10 protein-coding genes are annotated in these 15,222 nt (G+C 66.2%); 5 read left to right on the top strand and 5 right to left on the bottom strand.

Annotated elements, in window-relative coordinates; genetic code table 11:
- The first annotated feature begins 79 nt into the window (after nucleotides 1-79).
- Nucleotides 80-1,105, top strand: coding sequence for an FUSC family protein (locus ACRSCF_RS13655; RefSeq protein ID WP_016447101.1), 1,026 nt, complete (start codon nucleotides 80-82; stop codon nucleotides 1,103-1,105).
- Here ACRSCF_RS13655 and ACRSCF_RS13650 read toward each other — a convergent pair whose 3' ends face one another.
- Entirely contained in the window at nucleotides 1,106-2,344 is a 1,239-nt protein-coding gene (locus tag ACRSCF_RS13650; RefSeq protein ID WP_016447102.1) for an MFS transporter, read from the bottom strand.
- A gap of 343 nt (nucleotides 2,345-2,687) precedes the next feature.
- On the bottom strand, nucleotides 2,688-3,305 hold the full coding sequence (locus ACRSCF_RS13645) for a LysE family translocator (protein WP_016451705.1): 618 nt from the start codon (nucleotides 3,303-3,305) through the stop codon (nucleotides 2,688-2,690).
- 63 nt (nucleotides 3,306-3,368) lie between these two features.
- Between ACRSCF_RS13645 and ACRSCF_RS13640 the strand changes: the two genes are divergently transcribed.
- Nucleotides 3,369-4,298, top strand: coding sequence for a LysR family transcriptional regulator (locus tag ACRSCF_RS13640; protein WP_016447104.1), 930 nt, complete (start codon nucleotides 3,369-3,371; stop codon nucleotides 4,296-4,298).
- Between the two features lie 92 nt (nucleotides 4,299-4,390).
- Here the strand turns inward: ACRSCF_RS13640 and lpdA are convergent, their stop codons facing one another.
- Genes lpdA through aceE form a run of 3 tightly spaced genes read right to left on the bottom strand, consistent with a single transcriptional unit; the run spans nucleotide 4,391 to nucleotide 10,682 of the window.
- Nucleotides 4,391-6,238 (bottom strand): dihydrolipoyl dehydrogenase, encoded by a 1,848-nt coding sequence (gene lpdA, locus ACRSCF_RS13635; protein ID WP_034365904.1) that lies wholly within the window; start codon nucleotides 6,236-6,238, stop codon nucleotides 4,391-4,393.
- 15 nt (nucleotides 6,239-6,253) lie between these two features.
- Nucleotides 6,254-7,945, bottom strand: coding sequence for a dihydrolipoyllysine-residue acetyltransferase (gene aceF, locus ACRSCF_RS13630; RefSeq protein ID WP_244388125.1), 1,692 nt, complete (start codon nucleotides 7,943-7,945; stop codon nucleotides 6,254-6,256).
- Between the two features lie 19 nt (nucleotides 7,946-7,964).
- Nucleotides 7,965-10,682: a pyruvate dehydrogenase (acetyl-transferring), homodimeric type gene (gene aceE / locus ACRSCF_RS13625; RefSeq protein ID WP_016447107.1), complete on the bottom strand. Its 2,718-nt coding sequence runs from the start codon at nucleotides 10,680-10,682 to the stop codon at nucleotides 7,965-7,967.
- Between the two features lie 320 nt (nucleotides 10,683-11,002).
- On the opposite strand from aceE, the gene ACRSCF_RS13620 reads away from it, so the two are divergent.
- From ACRSCF_RS13620 to folD, 3 genes are all read left to right on the top strand, one after another.
- Nucleotides 11,003-13,576, top strand: coding sequence for a PAS domain-containing sensor histidine kinase (locus ACRSCF_RS13620; RefSeq protein WP_432675950.1), 2,574 nt, complete (start codon nucleotides 11,003-11,005; stop codon nucleotides 13,574-13,576).
- Nucleotides 13,573-14,223 (top strand): response regulator transcription factor, encoded by a 651-nt coding sequence (locus ACRSCF_RS13615; protein ID WP_012205807.1) that lies wholly within the window; start codon nucleotides 13,573-13,575, stop codon nucleotides 14,221-14,223. Before ACRSCF_RS13620 ends, ACRSCF_RS13615 begins: the two co-directional genes overlap by 4 nt.
- Before the next feature lie 88 nt (nucleotides 14,224-14,311).
- On the top strand, nucleotides 14,312-15,166 hold the full coding sequence (folD, locus tag ACRSCF_RS13610; RefSeq protein WP_016447109.1) for a bifunctional methylenetetrahydrofolate dehydrogenase/methenyltetrahydrofolate cyclohydrolase FolD: 855 nt from the start codon (nucleotides 14,312-14,314) through the stop codon (nucleotides 15,164-15,166).
- The last annotated feature ends 56 nt before the right edge of the window (nucleotides 15,167-15,222 follow it).

Raw genomic sequence — 15,222 nt, 5'->3', positions numbered from 1 at the left:
TTCGCAAGCTGGAGGGACCATCTTCGTGCGCTGGCGAAAATCAAAAGCAAAAACAACCACTGGACCACTCAAGAGCGGCATGGCCGCGGCGCCAGGCCGCCTGCGGCTGGCGCTGCGCGATGCCATCGCCGCCTCGCTGGGCGCCATGCTGGCCTGGGAACTGTCCCACTACCTGCTGGGCCACCCCAGACCCGTCTTTGCCGCCGTCACCGCCCTGGTCTGCCTGGCGCCCGGCCTGCCCAGCCATCTCAAGCAAACCTGGGGCCTGGTGCTGGGCTGCGCCATCGGCATCATCGTCGGCGAACTGGCCTGGCTGCTGCCCGACACCATTCCCCTGCTGCGGCTGAGCCTGGCCTCGCTGGTCGCGCTGTCGCTGGCCGCCATGCTGGGGCAGCCGCCTGTGGTTCCGATACAGGCCGGCGTTTCCGTGGTGCTGGTCCTCAGCATGGGGCCCAGCGCGGCGGGCGAAACCCGGCTGGTCGACGTGCTGGTCGGCGCAGGCGTGGGCCTGATGTTCAGCCAGGTCATCTTCACGGCCAATCCGCTGCGTGCCGTATCACGTTCGGCAAGCGCGTTGCTGGGCCAGCTGGCCGACGGGCTGGACGCCACGCTGCGTGCCACCGCCACCCACGACACACCCGACGCCACCGTGGCACTGGGCCAGCTCACGCGCAGCAGCGATGCGCTGAGCGCGCTGCGCACCGCCATGGCGGAGGCGCAAAGCGCCAGCCGCTGGTCCGTGCGCGGACGCCTGGGTGGCGCGGCACTGCAGACCGTCACGGCGCGCTACGACCGCCATGCCGTGCGCCTGTACGCCAGCGCGCTGCTGCTGGGCGAAAGCCTGGTGCGCGGAATGTCGCATGACAGCGGCCTCATGCCGCGCGCCATCGTCCTGCACTGTGAATGGCTGATCGAAGCCTGCCGGCAACTGGCCGCCAATGGCAACGTGGTGGCCCTGCAGCCAGACGACGCCCTGGCCAGGTTGGCCGCCTCGGCCCCCCAGGCGCCCACCCAACCGCTGCCTGAGGCCTGGCTGCCCGCGCTGGACCACGCACGACAGATGGAAGAGGCCCTGAAGGCGCTCACAGGTTCGCGCGACGCGTGATCAGGCGGCAGCGCGTTCGCGCTGCCTTGCAGGCGCCGCGCTGATGCGGGCAATGGCGCCGGCCAGCCACCAGCCGATGGCGCACATGGCCGCCGTCACCACCCAGGTCCACTGCCATCCGCCCGCCTGCACTGCCACGGCCGCCACCAGAGGCGGCCCTGCAAACTGGCCCACGCTGGACCATTGCTGCATGAAGCCCACCGTGGTCGAAACAGTGGACTCATCGGGGGCAAGCCGCACGGCCATGGAAAACAGCGTGCCCGGAATCAGTCCCCCCGCTGCCGAGAACACAACTACCGCAGCAAAGCGCAGCCACAAAGGTGCCAACGGCTGGCCTTGCCATTGCACATAGGCCAGCAGCGCGCACAAAGCCATGCAGCCGAAGCCCAGGCGCAGCGCCCGCGATGCGCTCCAGCCGCCTTGCAGCAGACGGCCCGATGCCACATTGCCCACCATGTTGGCCAGCGCCACCACGGCCGTCAGCGTGCCCGACAACGCCGCTCCCAGGCCCGCCTCGGCATAGACCGTGGGAAGAAAGCCGATGACGGCCATCCACTGTCCCGAATACACGGCAAAGCCCAGCGCCACGCACCAGGGGCCAGGGCTGCGCAAAGTCAGCGCCAGGCGCGGACGCCACCCCCCGCCAGCCGCCGACGTGCCAACGGGTGCCTTCGGGCCGTCTGCCGGCACGCCGTACCACACGGCGGCGCAAGCCAGGGCAGAGACCAGCCCCAGAAGCAGCCACCACAGCGGCCAGGAAGCCCAGGCCATCACCCAGGGACCCAGCAGCAAGCCGATGGCACTGCCCAGCGGCATGTAGGTGCCCCACCAGCCCATGCGCGCGCTCAGATCGTGCGGCGCCACGCAGCGGCGAATCAGGCCTGGCCCCGGCATGGCGACCAGCAGAAAGCCCAGTCCTTCCACGGCGCGCAGGGCCAGCAACGGTGCAAAACCCGTGGCGATGGCGCCCAGTGCGCTGGCACCCGCCATCAACAGCAGGCCCGCCAGCATGCTGCGCCGCAGTCCCCAGCGGTCAGCCCCCAGGCCCACCACCAGGCCCAGCAGCATGCCGGCCACCTGCACGGTGGAAAGCAGAAAGCCGGCCTGCAGCAGGGACACGCCCAGCTGCTGCTGCAGCACCGGCACGGCCGGCGGCAGCTTGCCTACATGCAGGGCCGCGCTGACGCCGGCCATCACGACGATCCATGAGGGATGCACCCCCTGCCTTGTTGTTTCCATTGGATGCGGTTTCCTGGGGGCACATGCCGTGCGCCCTGTGGGTGATGTGTGAAGTATCGAAAGCATAGGCCAAGCGGCGCCCGCAAGCAGCGCCCCTGGCATCTGCCCACCAACCGGCTTGCGGCAGCGGGCATCGGCAGCGCATTCGACATAGCCCGTGGCACTGGAACGCCCAGGTGAGGCGCTCCAGCTGCGCGGCCAGGCATTTCCGCTGCCCCAGAAACAGCTTGGCCTGCGAGGCACCCCATGGCACCTCGCAGGCCTTGCATGCCGGGCAGAGGCCGCATGCGCTGCGGCCTTTCGCCCGTCCTCCCCCACCGATTCCTGTCAGGCCTTCATGGCATCACAGCCTCAGCTTGGCACTGGCCAGCAACACACCGAAGCCCACCAACATGCCGCCAAAGGCCCGGTCTATCCAGTGCCGTACGGCCAGCAGCCGGGCACGAACCCGCTGCGCGGAAAAGCACAGCGCCACGATGCAAAACCAACCCACATGGGCCAGCGAGATGAACCCGCCGTACGCCAGTTGCGTGGCCAGAGATGTGTCCTGCCCCACGATCTGCAGGAACAGGCTCACCACAAACACCGTGGTCTTGGGATTGAGCGCATTCGTCAGAAAGCCCGTGCGCAGCGCCGCCATGTCGGACAGTACGGCAGCCGGCTGGCTGGCCATTTCTCCGTCCGGCCGGCTGCGCAGCATGGTCACGCCCAGATAGATCAGATAGGCTGCACCCAGCAGCTTGACCACATCGAACAGCCAGGTGGCCTGCTGCATCAGCAACCCCACACCAAGCAAGGTATAGCTGACATGGACCAGCACGCCCAGGCCTATGCCCAGCGCCGTGAGCATGCCCGCGCGGCGCGAGCGCAGCAGGCTGTTGCGCGTGACCATGGCGAAATCCGCCCCGGGGCTGATCACGGCCAGCAAGGTAATGGTGACTACAGCTATCCATTCGGTCATGCATTCTCCGTTCGACTCAGTGCAACGCGGGATAGTATTGGCCTTCCATGAAAATACATAACGATGTTTTCTGACACAGTTAGTGAACTCAATTCACAGACTCCCAGCAAGCGGCTGCCGTCGTTGCAGGCCCTGCGCTGCTTCGAAGCGGCCGCCCGGCGGGAGAACTTCAGCAAGGCGGCTGAAGAGTTGCATCTGACCCACGGCGCCATCAGCCGGGCCGTGCGCCTGCTGGAAGACGATTTGGGCGTAACCCTGTTTGACCGCCGCAGCCGCCGCGTCTTCCTGACCGACGCTGGGCGCCATCTCGCACAGGCCGTGCATGAAGGCCTGGAGCGCATGCGCCAGGCGACGCAGGAGTTGCGCGCACGCGCGCGGCATGCGCGCCGCTGGGTGCTGTCCTGCGAACCCACCTTGCTGATGCGCTGGCTGATTCCCCGCTGGCCACAGTTCCAGCAAATGCATCCCGAGTTGCAACTGCACCTGGTGGCCGGCGGCGGCCCGTTCTCGTTTGCGGACGGGATCGACCTGGCCATACGGCGCGACGATTTCGCCCTTCCCGCAGGCTGCCATGCCGAAACGCTGTTCGCAGAGCGCATAGGCCCGGTCTGCCGGCCCGATCGCCTGGCGCAATGGTGCGACCGCCCCGCGCAAGAGCACACGCCCAGGCTGCGCGCCGATGCGCCCTTGCTGCAAAGCCGCACGCGCCCTGGCGCCTGGGCCACCTGGGCCGAGTGCAGCGGCCAGCCCCAGCCCTCGGGACCGCAGCTGCAGTTCGAACATTTCTATTTCACGCTCCAGGCTGCCGTGGCCGGAATGGGCGTGGCCATAGGCCCCTGGCAGCTGGTGCGCGACGACATTGCCAGCGGCGTGCTGGCGGCGCCCATGGGCTTTGTGGAGGATGGATCGCGCTATTGCCTGCTGTCCCCTGCCCCGCCTGCACCGAATGGCGTGCACGCCCAGTTGCTGCAGTGGCTGCGCTCCCAGGCCTGAGCCGGCCTGCGACCCGTACTACCCCCCAAAAGCACAAAGGCAGCCGAAGCTGCCTTTGTGTCCTTGCCCGTTCCGAAGGCCGGGCGTTGCGCTTACTTGCGCTGCGGCGGCAGGTCCGTGCAGGAGCCGTGCGCCACCTCCGCCGCCATGCCCAGGCTCTCGCCCAGCGTGGGGTGAGGATGGATGGTCTTGCCGATGTCCACGGCGTCGGCACCCATTTCAATGGCCAGCGCGATTTCGCCGATCATGTCGCCCGCATGCGTGCCGACGATGCCGCCGCCCAGGATGCGGCCATGGCCATGCGCCTCGGGGCTGTCGTCGAACAGCAGCTTGGTGACGCCTTCGTCGCGGCCATTGGCAATGGCGCGGCCCGATGCCGTCCAGGGGAAGACCCCCTTCTTGACCTTGATGCCCTGGGCCTTGGCCTGGTCCTCGGTCAGGCCCACCCACGCCACTTCCGGGTCGGTGTAGGCCACGCTGGGGATCACGCGGGCATTGAAGGCGCTGGCGGCCAGCTCCTTGTTGCCCTGCAGTTCACCGGCGATGACTTCGGCGGCCACATGGGCCTCGTGCACGGCCTTGTGCGCCAGCATGGGCTGGCCCACCACGTCGCCGATGGCGAAGATGTGGGGCACGTTGGTGCGCATCTGGATGTCGACTTCGATGAAACCGCGGTCCGTGACGGCCACGCCGGCCTTCTCGGCGGCGATCTTCTTGCCGTTGGGCGTGCGGCCCACGGCCTGCAGCACCAGGTCGTAGACCTGGGGCTCGGGCACGGTGATGCCGTCCTTGGCGGGCGCGAAGCTGACCTTGATGCCTTCGGGCGTGGCTTCGGCACCCACGGTCTTGGTGTTGACCATGATGTTGTCGAAGCGCGGCGCGTTCATCTTCTGCCAGACCTTGACCAGGTCGCGGTCGGCGCCCTGCATGAGGCCGTCCATCATCTCCACCACGTCCAGGCGTGCGCCCAGCGTGGAGTAGACGGTGCCCATTTCCAGGCCGATGATGCCGCCGCCCAGGATCAGCATGCGTTTGGGCACGCTGGCCAGGTCCAGCGCGCCGGTGGAGTCCACCACGCGCGGGTCCTTGGGCATGAAGGGCAGGTGCACGGCCTGGCTGCCGGCGGCAATGATGGCGCGCTTGAACTGCACGATCTTCTTGCTGCCGGTCTTTTCCTGGCCATCGCCCGTGGTCTCTTCCACTTCCAGGTGGTTGGCGCCGACGAAGTTGCCGTAGCCGCGCACCACGGTGACCTTGCGCATCTTGGCCATCTGGCCCAGGCCGCCGGTCAGCTTGCCGATGACCTTGTCCTTGTGGCCGCGCAGCTGGTCGATGTTGACCTCGGGCGCGCCGAACTTGACGCCTGCCACTTCCAGGTGCTTGACCTCGTCCACGACGGCCGCCACGTGCAGCAGCGCCTTCGAGGGAATGCAGCCCACGTTCAGGCAGACGCCGCCGAGGGTCTTGTAGCGCTCGACGATGACCACGTTCAGGCCCAGGTCGGCTGCGCGGAAGGCGGCAGAGTAGCCGCCAGGGCCACCGCCGAGCACGACCACGTCGCAGTCATAGTCGGCCACGCCACCAGCGTAGCTGGCTGCCGCAGGAGCAGGGGCCGGGGCCGCTGGAGCCGGCACGGCAGGTGCCGCGGCGCTGGCGGCTGCAGGAGCCGCAGCGGCAGCCTGGGGCGCAGCGGCCGCCTCGCCGGCAGCCTCCAGCGTCAGGACCACGGAGCCCTCGGCGACCTTGTCGCCGAGCTGCACCTTGAGTTCCTTGACCACGCCGGCGTGGCTGGAAGGAATCTCCATGGAAGCCTTGTCGGACTCCACGGTGATCAGGGACTGGTCCTTCGCCACGGTATCGCCGGGCTGGACCAGCAGTTCGATCACGCCCACTTCGGCGAAGTCGCCGATATCGGGCACCTTGATGTCGATGATTGCCATGTGTCGGGCCTCCGTTTACAGCAGGATGCGGCGGTAGTCCGCCAGCACTTGGCCCAGGAAGGCATTGAAGCGCGCGGCCGAGGCACCATCGATGACGCGGTGGTCATAGGACAGCGACAGCGGCAGCGTCAGGCGCGGCACGAACTGCTTGCCGTCCCACACGGGCTTCATCTGGCCCTTGGACAGGCCGAGGATGGCCACTTCCGGGGCGTTGATGATGGGGGTGAAGTTCGTGCCGCCGATGCCGCCCAGCGACGAGATCGAGAAGCAGCCGCCCTGCATGTCGGCAGCGCCGAGCTTGCCGTCGCGGGCCTTCTTGGCCAGCTCGCCCATTTCCTGGCTGATCTGCAGGATGCCCTTCTTGTCGGCATCGCGCAGCACGGGCACCACCAGGCCATTGGGCGTGTCTGCCGCGAAGCCGATGTGGAAGTACTGCTTGTAGACCAGGGTGTCGCCGTCCAGCGAGGCGTTGAACTCCGGGAACTTCTTGAGGGCCGCGACCACCGCCTTGATCACGAAGGCCAGCATGGTCACCTTGACGCCGCTCTTCTCGTTCTCCTTGTTGGTGGAGACACGGAAGGCTTCCAGGTCGGTGATGTCGGCCTCGTCGTTGTTGGTGACGTGGGGGATCATGACCCAGTTGCGCGACAGGTTGGCGCCGCTGATCTTCTTGATGCGCGACAGGTCCTTGCGCTCGACCGGGCCGAACTTGGCGAAGTCGACCTTGGGCCAGGGCAGCAGGTCCAGGCCGGCGCCGCCGCCGGAGCCGCCCTTGGGAGCCGCCGCAGCCTGGGCCTTGGTCTGCACGGCACCGGCCATGACGGACTTGGTGAAAGCCTGGATGTCGTCGGCCGTGATGCGGCCCTTGTTGCCCGAGCCCTTGACCTCGTCCAGCGGCACACCCAGTTCGCGGGCGAACTTGCGTACCGAGGGCGATGCATGGGGCAGCTTGCCCGTGGGCGCCACGGTGGGGTTGTGTGCAGGTGCAGCGGCAGGAGCCGATGCTGCAGCGGCAGCCACCGGAGCTGCAGCGGCCGGGGCAGCAGTTGCCGGTGCAGGGGCTGCAGCAGCAGGTGCCGGGGCCGCAGCCTGGGCTGCAGGCGCGGCAGCGCCCTGCACGCTCATCTGGCCGACCACGTCGCCCACATTGACCGTGTCGCCGATCTTGAGCGTCAGCGCCGTGATGGTGCCGGCCGCTGGCGACGGGATTTCCATCGAGGCCTTGTCGGATTCGACGGTGAACAGCGATTGCTCTGCCGTCACGGTGTCGCCGACCTTGACCAGCATCTCGATTACGGCCACGTCCTTGAAGTCGCCGATGTCGGGAATCTTGATGTCGATCTGCGTGGCGGCGCCCGAGGCCGCAGGTGCGGCAGCGGGAGCAGCGGCCGGCGCAGGCGCAGCAGATGCAGGCGCAGCCACGGGAGTCGGGGCAGCAGCTGCGGCTGCCGGTGCCGGTGCCGCAGCGTCTGCAGTCTCGATCACGGCAATGATGCTGCCTTGCTTGACCTTGTCGCCCAGGTTCACGCGCAGCTCCTTGAGCACGCCGGCGTGGCTGGACGGAATCTCCATCGATGCCTTGTCGGACTCGACGGTGATCAGCGATTGCTCGGCCTTGATCTGGTCGCCGGCCTTGACCAGCACTTCGATCACACCGACTTCATCGAAATCGCCGATGTCCGGAACTTGAATGTCTACCAATGCCATAGGTGTCTCCCGTTCTTACTCAGGCGTGCAGCGGGTTGATCTTGTCGGCCTTGATGCCGTACTTGGCGATCGCCTCGGCCACGGTGGTGGCGTTGATCTTGCCTTCTTCGGCCAGCGCGCGCAGTGCGGCGACCACGATGTAGTGGCGGTCCACCTCGAAGTGCTCGCGCAGCTTGCGGCGGAAGTCCGAACGGCCGAAGCCGTCGGTACCCAGCACCTTGTAGGTGCGGCCCTTGGGCATGTAGGGACGGATCTGCTCGGCGTAGGCCTTCATGTAGTCGGTGGATGCGATCACCGGGCCATTGTGCGACTGCAGCTGCTGCGTGACGAAGGGCACCTTCTGCGTTTCCAGCGGATGCAGCAGGTTCCAGCGGTCGGCTTCCTGGCCGTCGCGGGTCAGTTCGTTGAAGCTGGGGCAGCTCCACACGTCGGCGGCAATGCCCCAGTCGGCCAGCAGCAGTTCCTGGGCGAAGAAGGATTCGCGCAGGATGGTGCCCGATCCCAGCAGCTGCACGCGCAGGCCGCTTTCCGGCACCTTCTGGCCGGGCTTGCACAGGTACATGCCCTTGATGATCTGCTGCTCGGTGCCGGGCGTGAGGCCGGGCATGGCGTAGTTCTCGTTGAGCAGCGTGATGTAGTAGAAGACGTTTTCCTGCTCCTGCACCATGCGGCGCAGGCCGTCCTGCATGATCACGGCGACTTCGTGGGCGAAGGTCGGGTCGTAGCTCACGCAGTTGGGAATGGTGTTGGCCAGGATGTGGCTGTGGCCGTCTTCGTGCTGCAGGCCTTCGCCGTTCAGCGTGGTGCGGCCCGAGGTGCCGCCCAGCAGGAAGCCGCGCGCCTGCATGTCGCCGGCCGCCCAGGCCAGGTCACCGATGCGCTGGAAGCCGAACATCGAGTAGTACACGTAGAACGGGATCATGATCCGGTTGCTCGTGCTGTAGCTCGTGGCTGCCGCGATCCAGCTGCTCATGCCGCCGGCTTCGTTGATGCCTTCCTGCAGGATCTGGCCGGCCTTGTCCTCGCGGTAGTACATGACCTGGTCCTTGTCGACCGGGGTGTACTGCTGGCCAGCGGGGTTGTAGATGCCGATCTGGCGGAACAGGCCTTCCATGCCGAAGGTACGTGCCTCGTCCACCAGGATGGGCACGACGCGCGGGCCGATTTCCTTGTCGCGCAGCAGCTGCGTCAGGAAACGCACATAGGCCTGCGTGGTCGAGATCTCACGGCCTTCGGGCGTGGCTTCGAGGATGGCCTTGAAGGTGTCCAGCGCAGGCGCCGTGAACTGCTCGCTGGCCTTGACGCGGCGGTGCGGCAGGTAGCCGCCCAGGGCCTTGCGGCGCTCGTGCAGGTAGCGCATTTCCGGCGTGTCGTCGGCCGGCTTGTAGAAAGGCAGGTCGGCGATCTGGCTGTCGGGAATCGGGATGTTGAAGCGGTCGCGGAAGGCCTTGATGTCCTCGTCGCCCAGCTTCTTGGTCTGGTGAACGGTGTTCTTGCCTTCACCGATCTTGCCCATGCCGAAGCCCTTGACGGTCTTGACCAGCAGCACGGTGGGCTGGCCCTTGTGCGAGTTGGCCGCATGGAAGGCCGCATAGACCTTCTGCGAATCGTGGCCGCCGCGGCGCAGGTTCCAGATCTCGTCGTCGCTCATGTGCTCGACCATCTTCAGCGCGCGCGGATCGCGGCCGAAGAAGTTCTTGCGCACGTAGGCGCCGTCATTGGCCTTGAACGACTGGTAGTCGCCGTCGTTGCACTCGGCCATGATCTTCTTGAGCACGCCGTCCTTGTCCTTGGCCAGCAGCTCGTCCCAGCCCTTGCCCCACAGCAGCTTGATGACGTTCCAGCCGGAGCCGCGGAACTCGCCCTCGAGTTCCTGGATGATCTTGCCGTTGCCGCGCACCGGACCGTCCAGGCGCTGCAGGTTGCAGTTGATCACGAAGATCAGGTTGTCCAGCTTTTCGCGGGCGGCCAGGGAGATCGCGCCCAGCGACTCGACCTCGTCCATTTCCCCGTCGCCGCAGAAGACCCAGACCTTGCGGTTTTCGGTGTCGGCAATGCCGCGGGCGTGCAGGTACTTGAGGAAGCGCGCCTGGTAGATGGCCATCAGCGGGCCCAGGCCCATGGACACCGTCGGGAACTGCCAGAACTCGGGCATCAGCTTGGGGTGCGGGTAGCTGGACAGGCCCTTGCCGTCCACTTCCTGGCGGAAGTTCAGCAGCTGCTCTTCGGAGATGCGGCCTTCCAGATAGGCGCGGGCATAGATGCCGGGCGAGACGTGGCCCTGGATGTACAGGCAGTCGCCACCGTGGTTTTCGTTTTCGGCGTGCCAGAAGTGGTTGAAGCCGGCCGCAAACATGTTGGCCAGCGAAGCGAAGGAGCCGATGTGGCCACCCAGGTCACCGCCTTCGGGTGGGTGCAGGCGGTTGGCCTTGACCACCATGGCCATGGCGTTCCAGCGCATGTAGGCGCGCAGGCGGCCTTCGATTTCCAGGTTGCCGGGACAGCGCGCTTCCTGCGAGGCCTCGATGGTGTTCACGTAGCCGGTGTTGGCCGAGAAGGGCATGTCCACGCTGTTCTGGCGTGCATGTTCGAGCAGGTCCTCGATCAGCTTGTGCGCATATTCGGCGCCTTCACGGTCGATGACGGCCGACAGTGCGTCCATCCATTCGCGCGATTCTTGTTGGTCCAGGCCGGCGGGAACGCCTGCATTGCCTTGCGGGTCAGTCTGAGCTGTCATGGGAATGTCTCCTTGCAGAAGGTAGCGTCTTGGGGTCGAACCAGTGAGCGGCGCAGCGCGCCATCGCAGGCGGGTAGTTCACCACGCCTTGCGCGGCACAGACCCTGTCTGGCGAACTTGAAGATACCGATTCACTGCCTCAATGCTCGGCGAGTGTCGCATACTTTTTTCGAATTTCAAATGGTGCTTTTTGATTTCATAATTTGAAATTTTGCTGCAAACGCACATACAGTGAAGACCCCAAAGAACGTCGCCGAAGCGCCTGCGTGGCGACTCCAATACTCCTTAAAAACAGTCAGACTCTCCCCTACACTGGGCGCATGCAATCCTCCCCTTCCGAGCACGGCACGCACAGCCCTGCCCCCATGGCAGGCGTGGCCGCGCCAGTGCGCTGGTGGCGCAGCTGGTGGCGCAGTCTTTCCCCCACGCGCCAGGACCGCTTTGCGGCACTCGCCCCGCTGGCCGCCGTACTGATGTTCATGGCCGCCATCGTCGCGTCGTTCTGGTATCTGCGCATGGAGGAGATCGACCGCGAGAAGGAAGCGTTGCACCGCGACGTGGAATATGCCCAGCAGCGCGTGCGCCTGCGCCTGCTGGAGCGCCAGGAGCAACTGATGCGCATGGCGCGCGACATCAGCAACCACGATCTGGCCGAGTCCGATTTCGCCAGCCGCGCCGAAGCGCTCATCAGCCAGTATCCCGAACTGCAGTCCATCACCTGGATCGACTCCCAACGCCGCATTCTGGCCAGCCAGTCCGCCCCCACCGTGAGCAGCGACCAGTTGCGCATCCCCCGCGAGGTCCTGCGCGCCGGTGACGCCCTGGAGGCCTACCAGCTCGCGCGCGAGATGCAGCAGCCCATCTATGTGCAAGGACTGGCCCACAAGGGCGAGGCCGCGCCGCTGCTGCAGCTGCATGTGCCGCTGGCGCAGGACGGCCGCTACATCGGCGAGCTGCTGGGCGAGTATTCCGTGGACAGCCTGCTGCGCTACGGCACGCCCACCGAAATCATGGCCCGCTATGCCATGACCATGCTCGACAGCCGGGGCCAGGTTCTGGCCGGCACACCGCTGACGCCGCGCAAGCAAAATGCCACCGACCTGCTGCGCTGGCGCACGGTGGCCAATGAGGACGAGGCTCCGGTCGCCCTCGTGGGCAACAGTCTGGTGCTGCGCGCACAGGCCTACCGCACCTCGCTGGGCGTGGTGGGCAGCGGCCTGTTCTGGCTGGTGGGCACGCTCAGCGCGATGACGGCATGGCTGCTGCTGGCCACCTGGCGCCACACGCGACGCCGCCAGCGCGCGCAGGAAGCCCTGGTTGCCGAAACCAATTTCCGCCGCGCCATGGAGAACTCGGTGCTCACCGGCATGCGCGCGCTGGACCTGCAAGGCCGCATCACCTACGTGAACGCCGCCTTCTGCCAGATGACGGGATGGAGCGAATCCGAACTCGTCGGCCAGATGCCGCCCTATTCCTACTGGCCCGACAACGACTACGACAACCTGCACTCCAAGCTGCGCGAGGAGCTGTCGGGCAAGACCATCGTCGGGGGCTTTCAGGTGCGCGTGCAGCGCAAGAACGGCACGCAGTTCGACGCGCGCCTGTATGTCTCGCCGCTGATCGACGCCCACGGCCAGCACACGGGCTGGATGTCGTCCATGACCGACATCACCGAGCCCAACCGCATCCGCGAGCAGTTGTCGGCCTCCTACGAGCGCTTCACCATCGTGCTGGAGGCGCTGGACGCCTCGGTGTCCGTCGCCCCGCTTGGCAGCGCCGAGCTGCTGTTCGCCAACAAGCTGTACCGGCAATGGTTCGGCTCGCAGACCGATGGCCATCTGCAGCTCGTCGCCCAGGCCGGCGTGCTGCCCGTGCGCTCTCAGCCGCAGGGCATGGACGATGAGGATGGCCTGATGGGCCTGCCCACCGACTCGCTGACCAGCGCACGCAGCGAGAACGCCGAGATCTATCTGCCCGAACTGGGCAAGTGGCTGGAAGTGCGCTCGCGCTACCTGAGCTGGGTGGACGGACGCCTGGCGCAGATGGTGATCGCCACCGACATCACGCCGCGCCGCCTGGCCGAGGAGCAGGCCGATCGCCAGGCCGAGCACGCCCAGTCCGTCAGCCGCCTGATCACCATGGGCGAGATGGCCTCCAGCGTGGCCCACGAACTCAACCAGCCGCTGACCGCCATCAGCAACTACTGCAGCGGCATGCTCACGCGCCTCGAAAAAGGCACGCTGACCGAGGAGCAGATGAAGTTCGCGCTGGAGAAGACCGCCCACCAGGCGCAGCGCGCGGGCCAGATCATTTTGCGCATACGCTCCTTCGTCAAGCGCAGCGAACCCAACCGCACCCTGGCCCAGGTCACCGACATGGTCAGCGAGGCGGTGGAGCTGGCCGGCATCGAGCTGCGCCGCCGCAACGTACAGCTGACCTACCACGTGGCCGAGCGCATGCCGGCCATCATGGCCGACACCATCCTCATCGAGCAGGTGCTGGTCAACCTCATGAAGAACGGCGCCGAATCCATCGAGCAATCGGGCCGACCCAGCCACCAGCGCAACGTGGAACTGCGCGTGGTGCCGCGCACCATCGAGGACCAGCGCGTCATCGAATTCAACGTGCAGGACACCGGCAAGGGCTTGCCGCCCGAGGTGCTGGAGCGCCTCTTCGAGGCCTTCTTCACCACCAAGAGCGAAGGCATGGGCATGGGCCTGAATCTGTGCCGCAGCATTGTCGAGTCCCACCAGGGCCGTATGCGTGCCGAGAACCTCTACAATGGTTCCGAGGTTGTCGGCTGCCGATTTTCATTCTGGCTGCCGCTGGCCCCGCCGGGCGACGCGACAACGCCGGCAGCGACCATTGAACCCACAACAAGGACGATTGCATGAGCTTGATCCCCAAAAAAGGCACTGTGTACGTAGTTGATGACGACGAAGCGGTTCGTGATTCGCTGCAATGGTTGTTGGAGGGCAAGGACTATCGTGTGCGCTGCTTCGACTCGGCCGAGACCTTCCTCTCGCGCTACGACCCACGCGAAATCGCCTGCCTCATCGTCGACATCCGCATGGGCGGCATGACCGGCCTGGAACTGCAGGACCGACTGATCGAACGCAAGTCTCCCCTGCCCATCGTCTTCATCACCGGCCACGGCGACGTGCCCATGGCGGTGAACACCATGAAGAAGGGCGCACTGGACTTCATCCAGAAGCCGTTCAACGAGGAAGAACTGCTGAACCTGGTCGAGCGCATGCTGGACCATGCCCGCGAAGCCTTTGCCGGCCACCAGCAGGCCGCCAGCCGCGACGCCCTGCTGGCCAAGCTGACCAGCCGCGAAGCCCAGGTGCTCGAGCGCATCGTCGCCGGCCGCCTGAACAAGCAGATCGCCGACGACCTGGGCATCAGCATCAAGACCGTGGAGGCGCACCGCGCCAACATCATGGAAAAGCTCAACGCCAACACCGTGGCCGACCTGCTCAAGATCGCCCTGGGCCAGGGCCAGACCGCTGCGGCGGCCAAGGCGGCCGTCGCAGGATAAGCACCGACGCCTCCCCTGCTTTTTTCAAAGGGCTGCTAGCGCTTGACCAACAAGCCCTAGCAGCATTTTTATTTTGGTATCCACTGCAATGACAGCCCAACTCATCGACGGCAACGCCCTCTCCCGCCAACTGCGTGCCGAAGTCGCACAGCGCGCCACTGCCCTAAAGGCCCGAGGGACCACGCCCGGCCTGGCCGTGGTCCTGGTCGGCGACAACCCGGCCTCCCAGGTCTATGTGCGCAACAAGGTCAAGGCCTGCGAGGACGCAGGCTTTCATTCCGTGCTGGAGAAGTACGACGCCTCGATGACAGAAGCCGAACTGCTGGCCCGCGTCGAGGCGCTGAACAACGACCCCGACATCCACGGCATCCTGGTCCAGCTGCCGCTGCCCGCCCACATCGACGACCACAAGGTCATCGAGACCATCTCGCCGCTCAAGGATGTGGATGGCTTTCACGTAGCCAGCGCCGGCGCGCTGATGGTGGGTGAAGTCGGCTTCAAGGCCTGCACGCCCTATGGCTGCATGAAGATGCTCGAATCCATCGGCATGAAGGACCTGCGCGGCAAGCACGCCGTGGTCATCGGCCGCTCCAACATCGTCGGCAAGCCCATGGCCATGATGCTGCTGGCCGCCAATGCCACCGTCACCATCTGCCACAGCGGCACGGCGGACCTGGCCGCCATGACGCGCCAGGCCGACATCGTTGTCGCCGCCGTGGGCAAGCGCAATGTGCTGACCGCAGACATGTGCAAGCCTGGCGCCGTGGTCATCGACGTGGGCATGAACCGCAACGACGAAGGCAAGCTCTGCGGCGACGTGGACTTTGACGGTGTCAAGGAAGTGGCCGGCTTCATCACCCCCGTGCCGGGCGGCGTCGGCCCCATGACGATTACCATGCTGCTGGTCAACACCATGGAGGCGGCCGAGCGCGCCGCCGGCTGACCAGGAGCTGACAAGCATCGGGCAGCTCCCCGGGGAGCCGCTTGATTTCAATGCAC

Source organism: Delftia sp. 11MD (assembly GCF_050907895.1).
Lineage (GTDB): Bacteria > Pseudomonadota > Gammaproteobacteria > Burkholderiales > Burkholderiaceae_C > Comamonas > Comamonas tsuruhatensis.
Note: the sequence above shows the minus strand (reverse complement) of the source record. Positions and strands in the feature narration are given on the sequence as shown.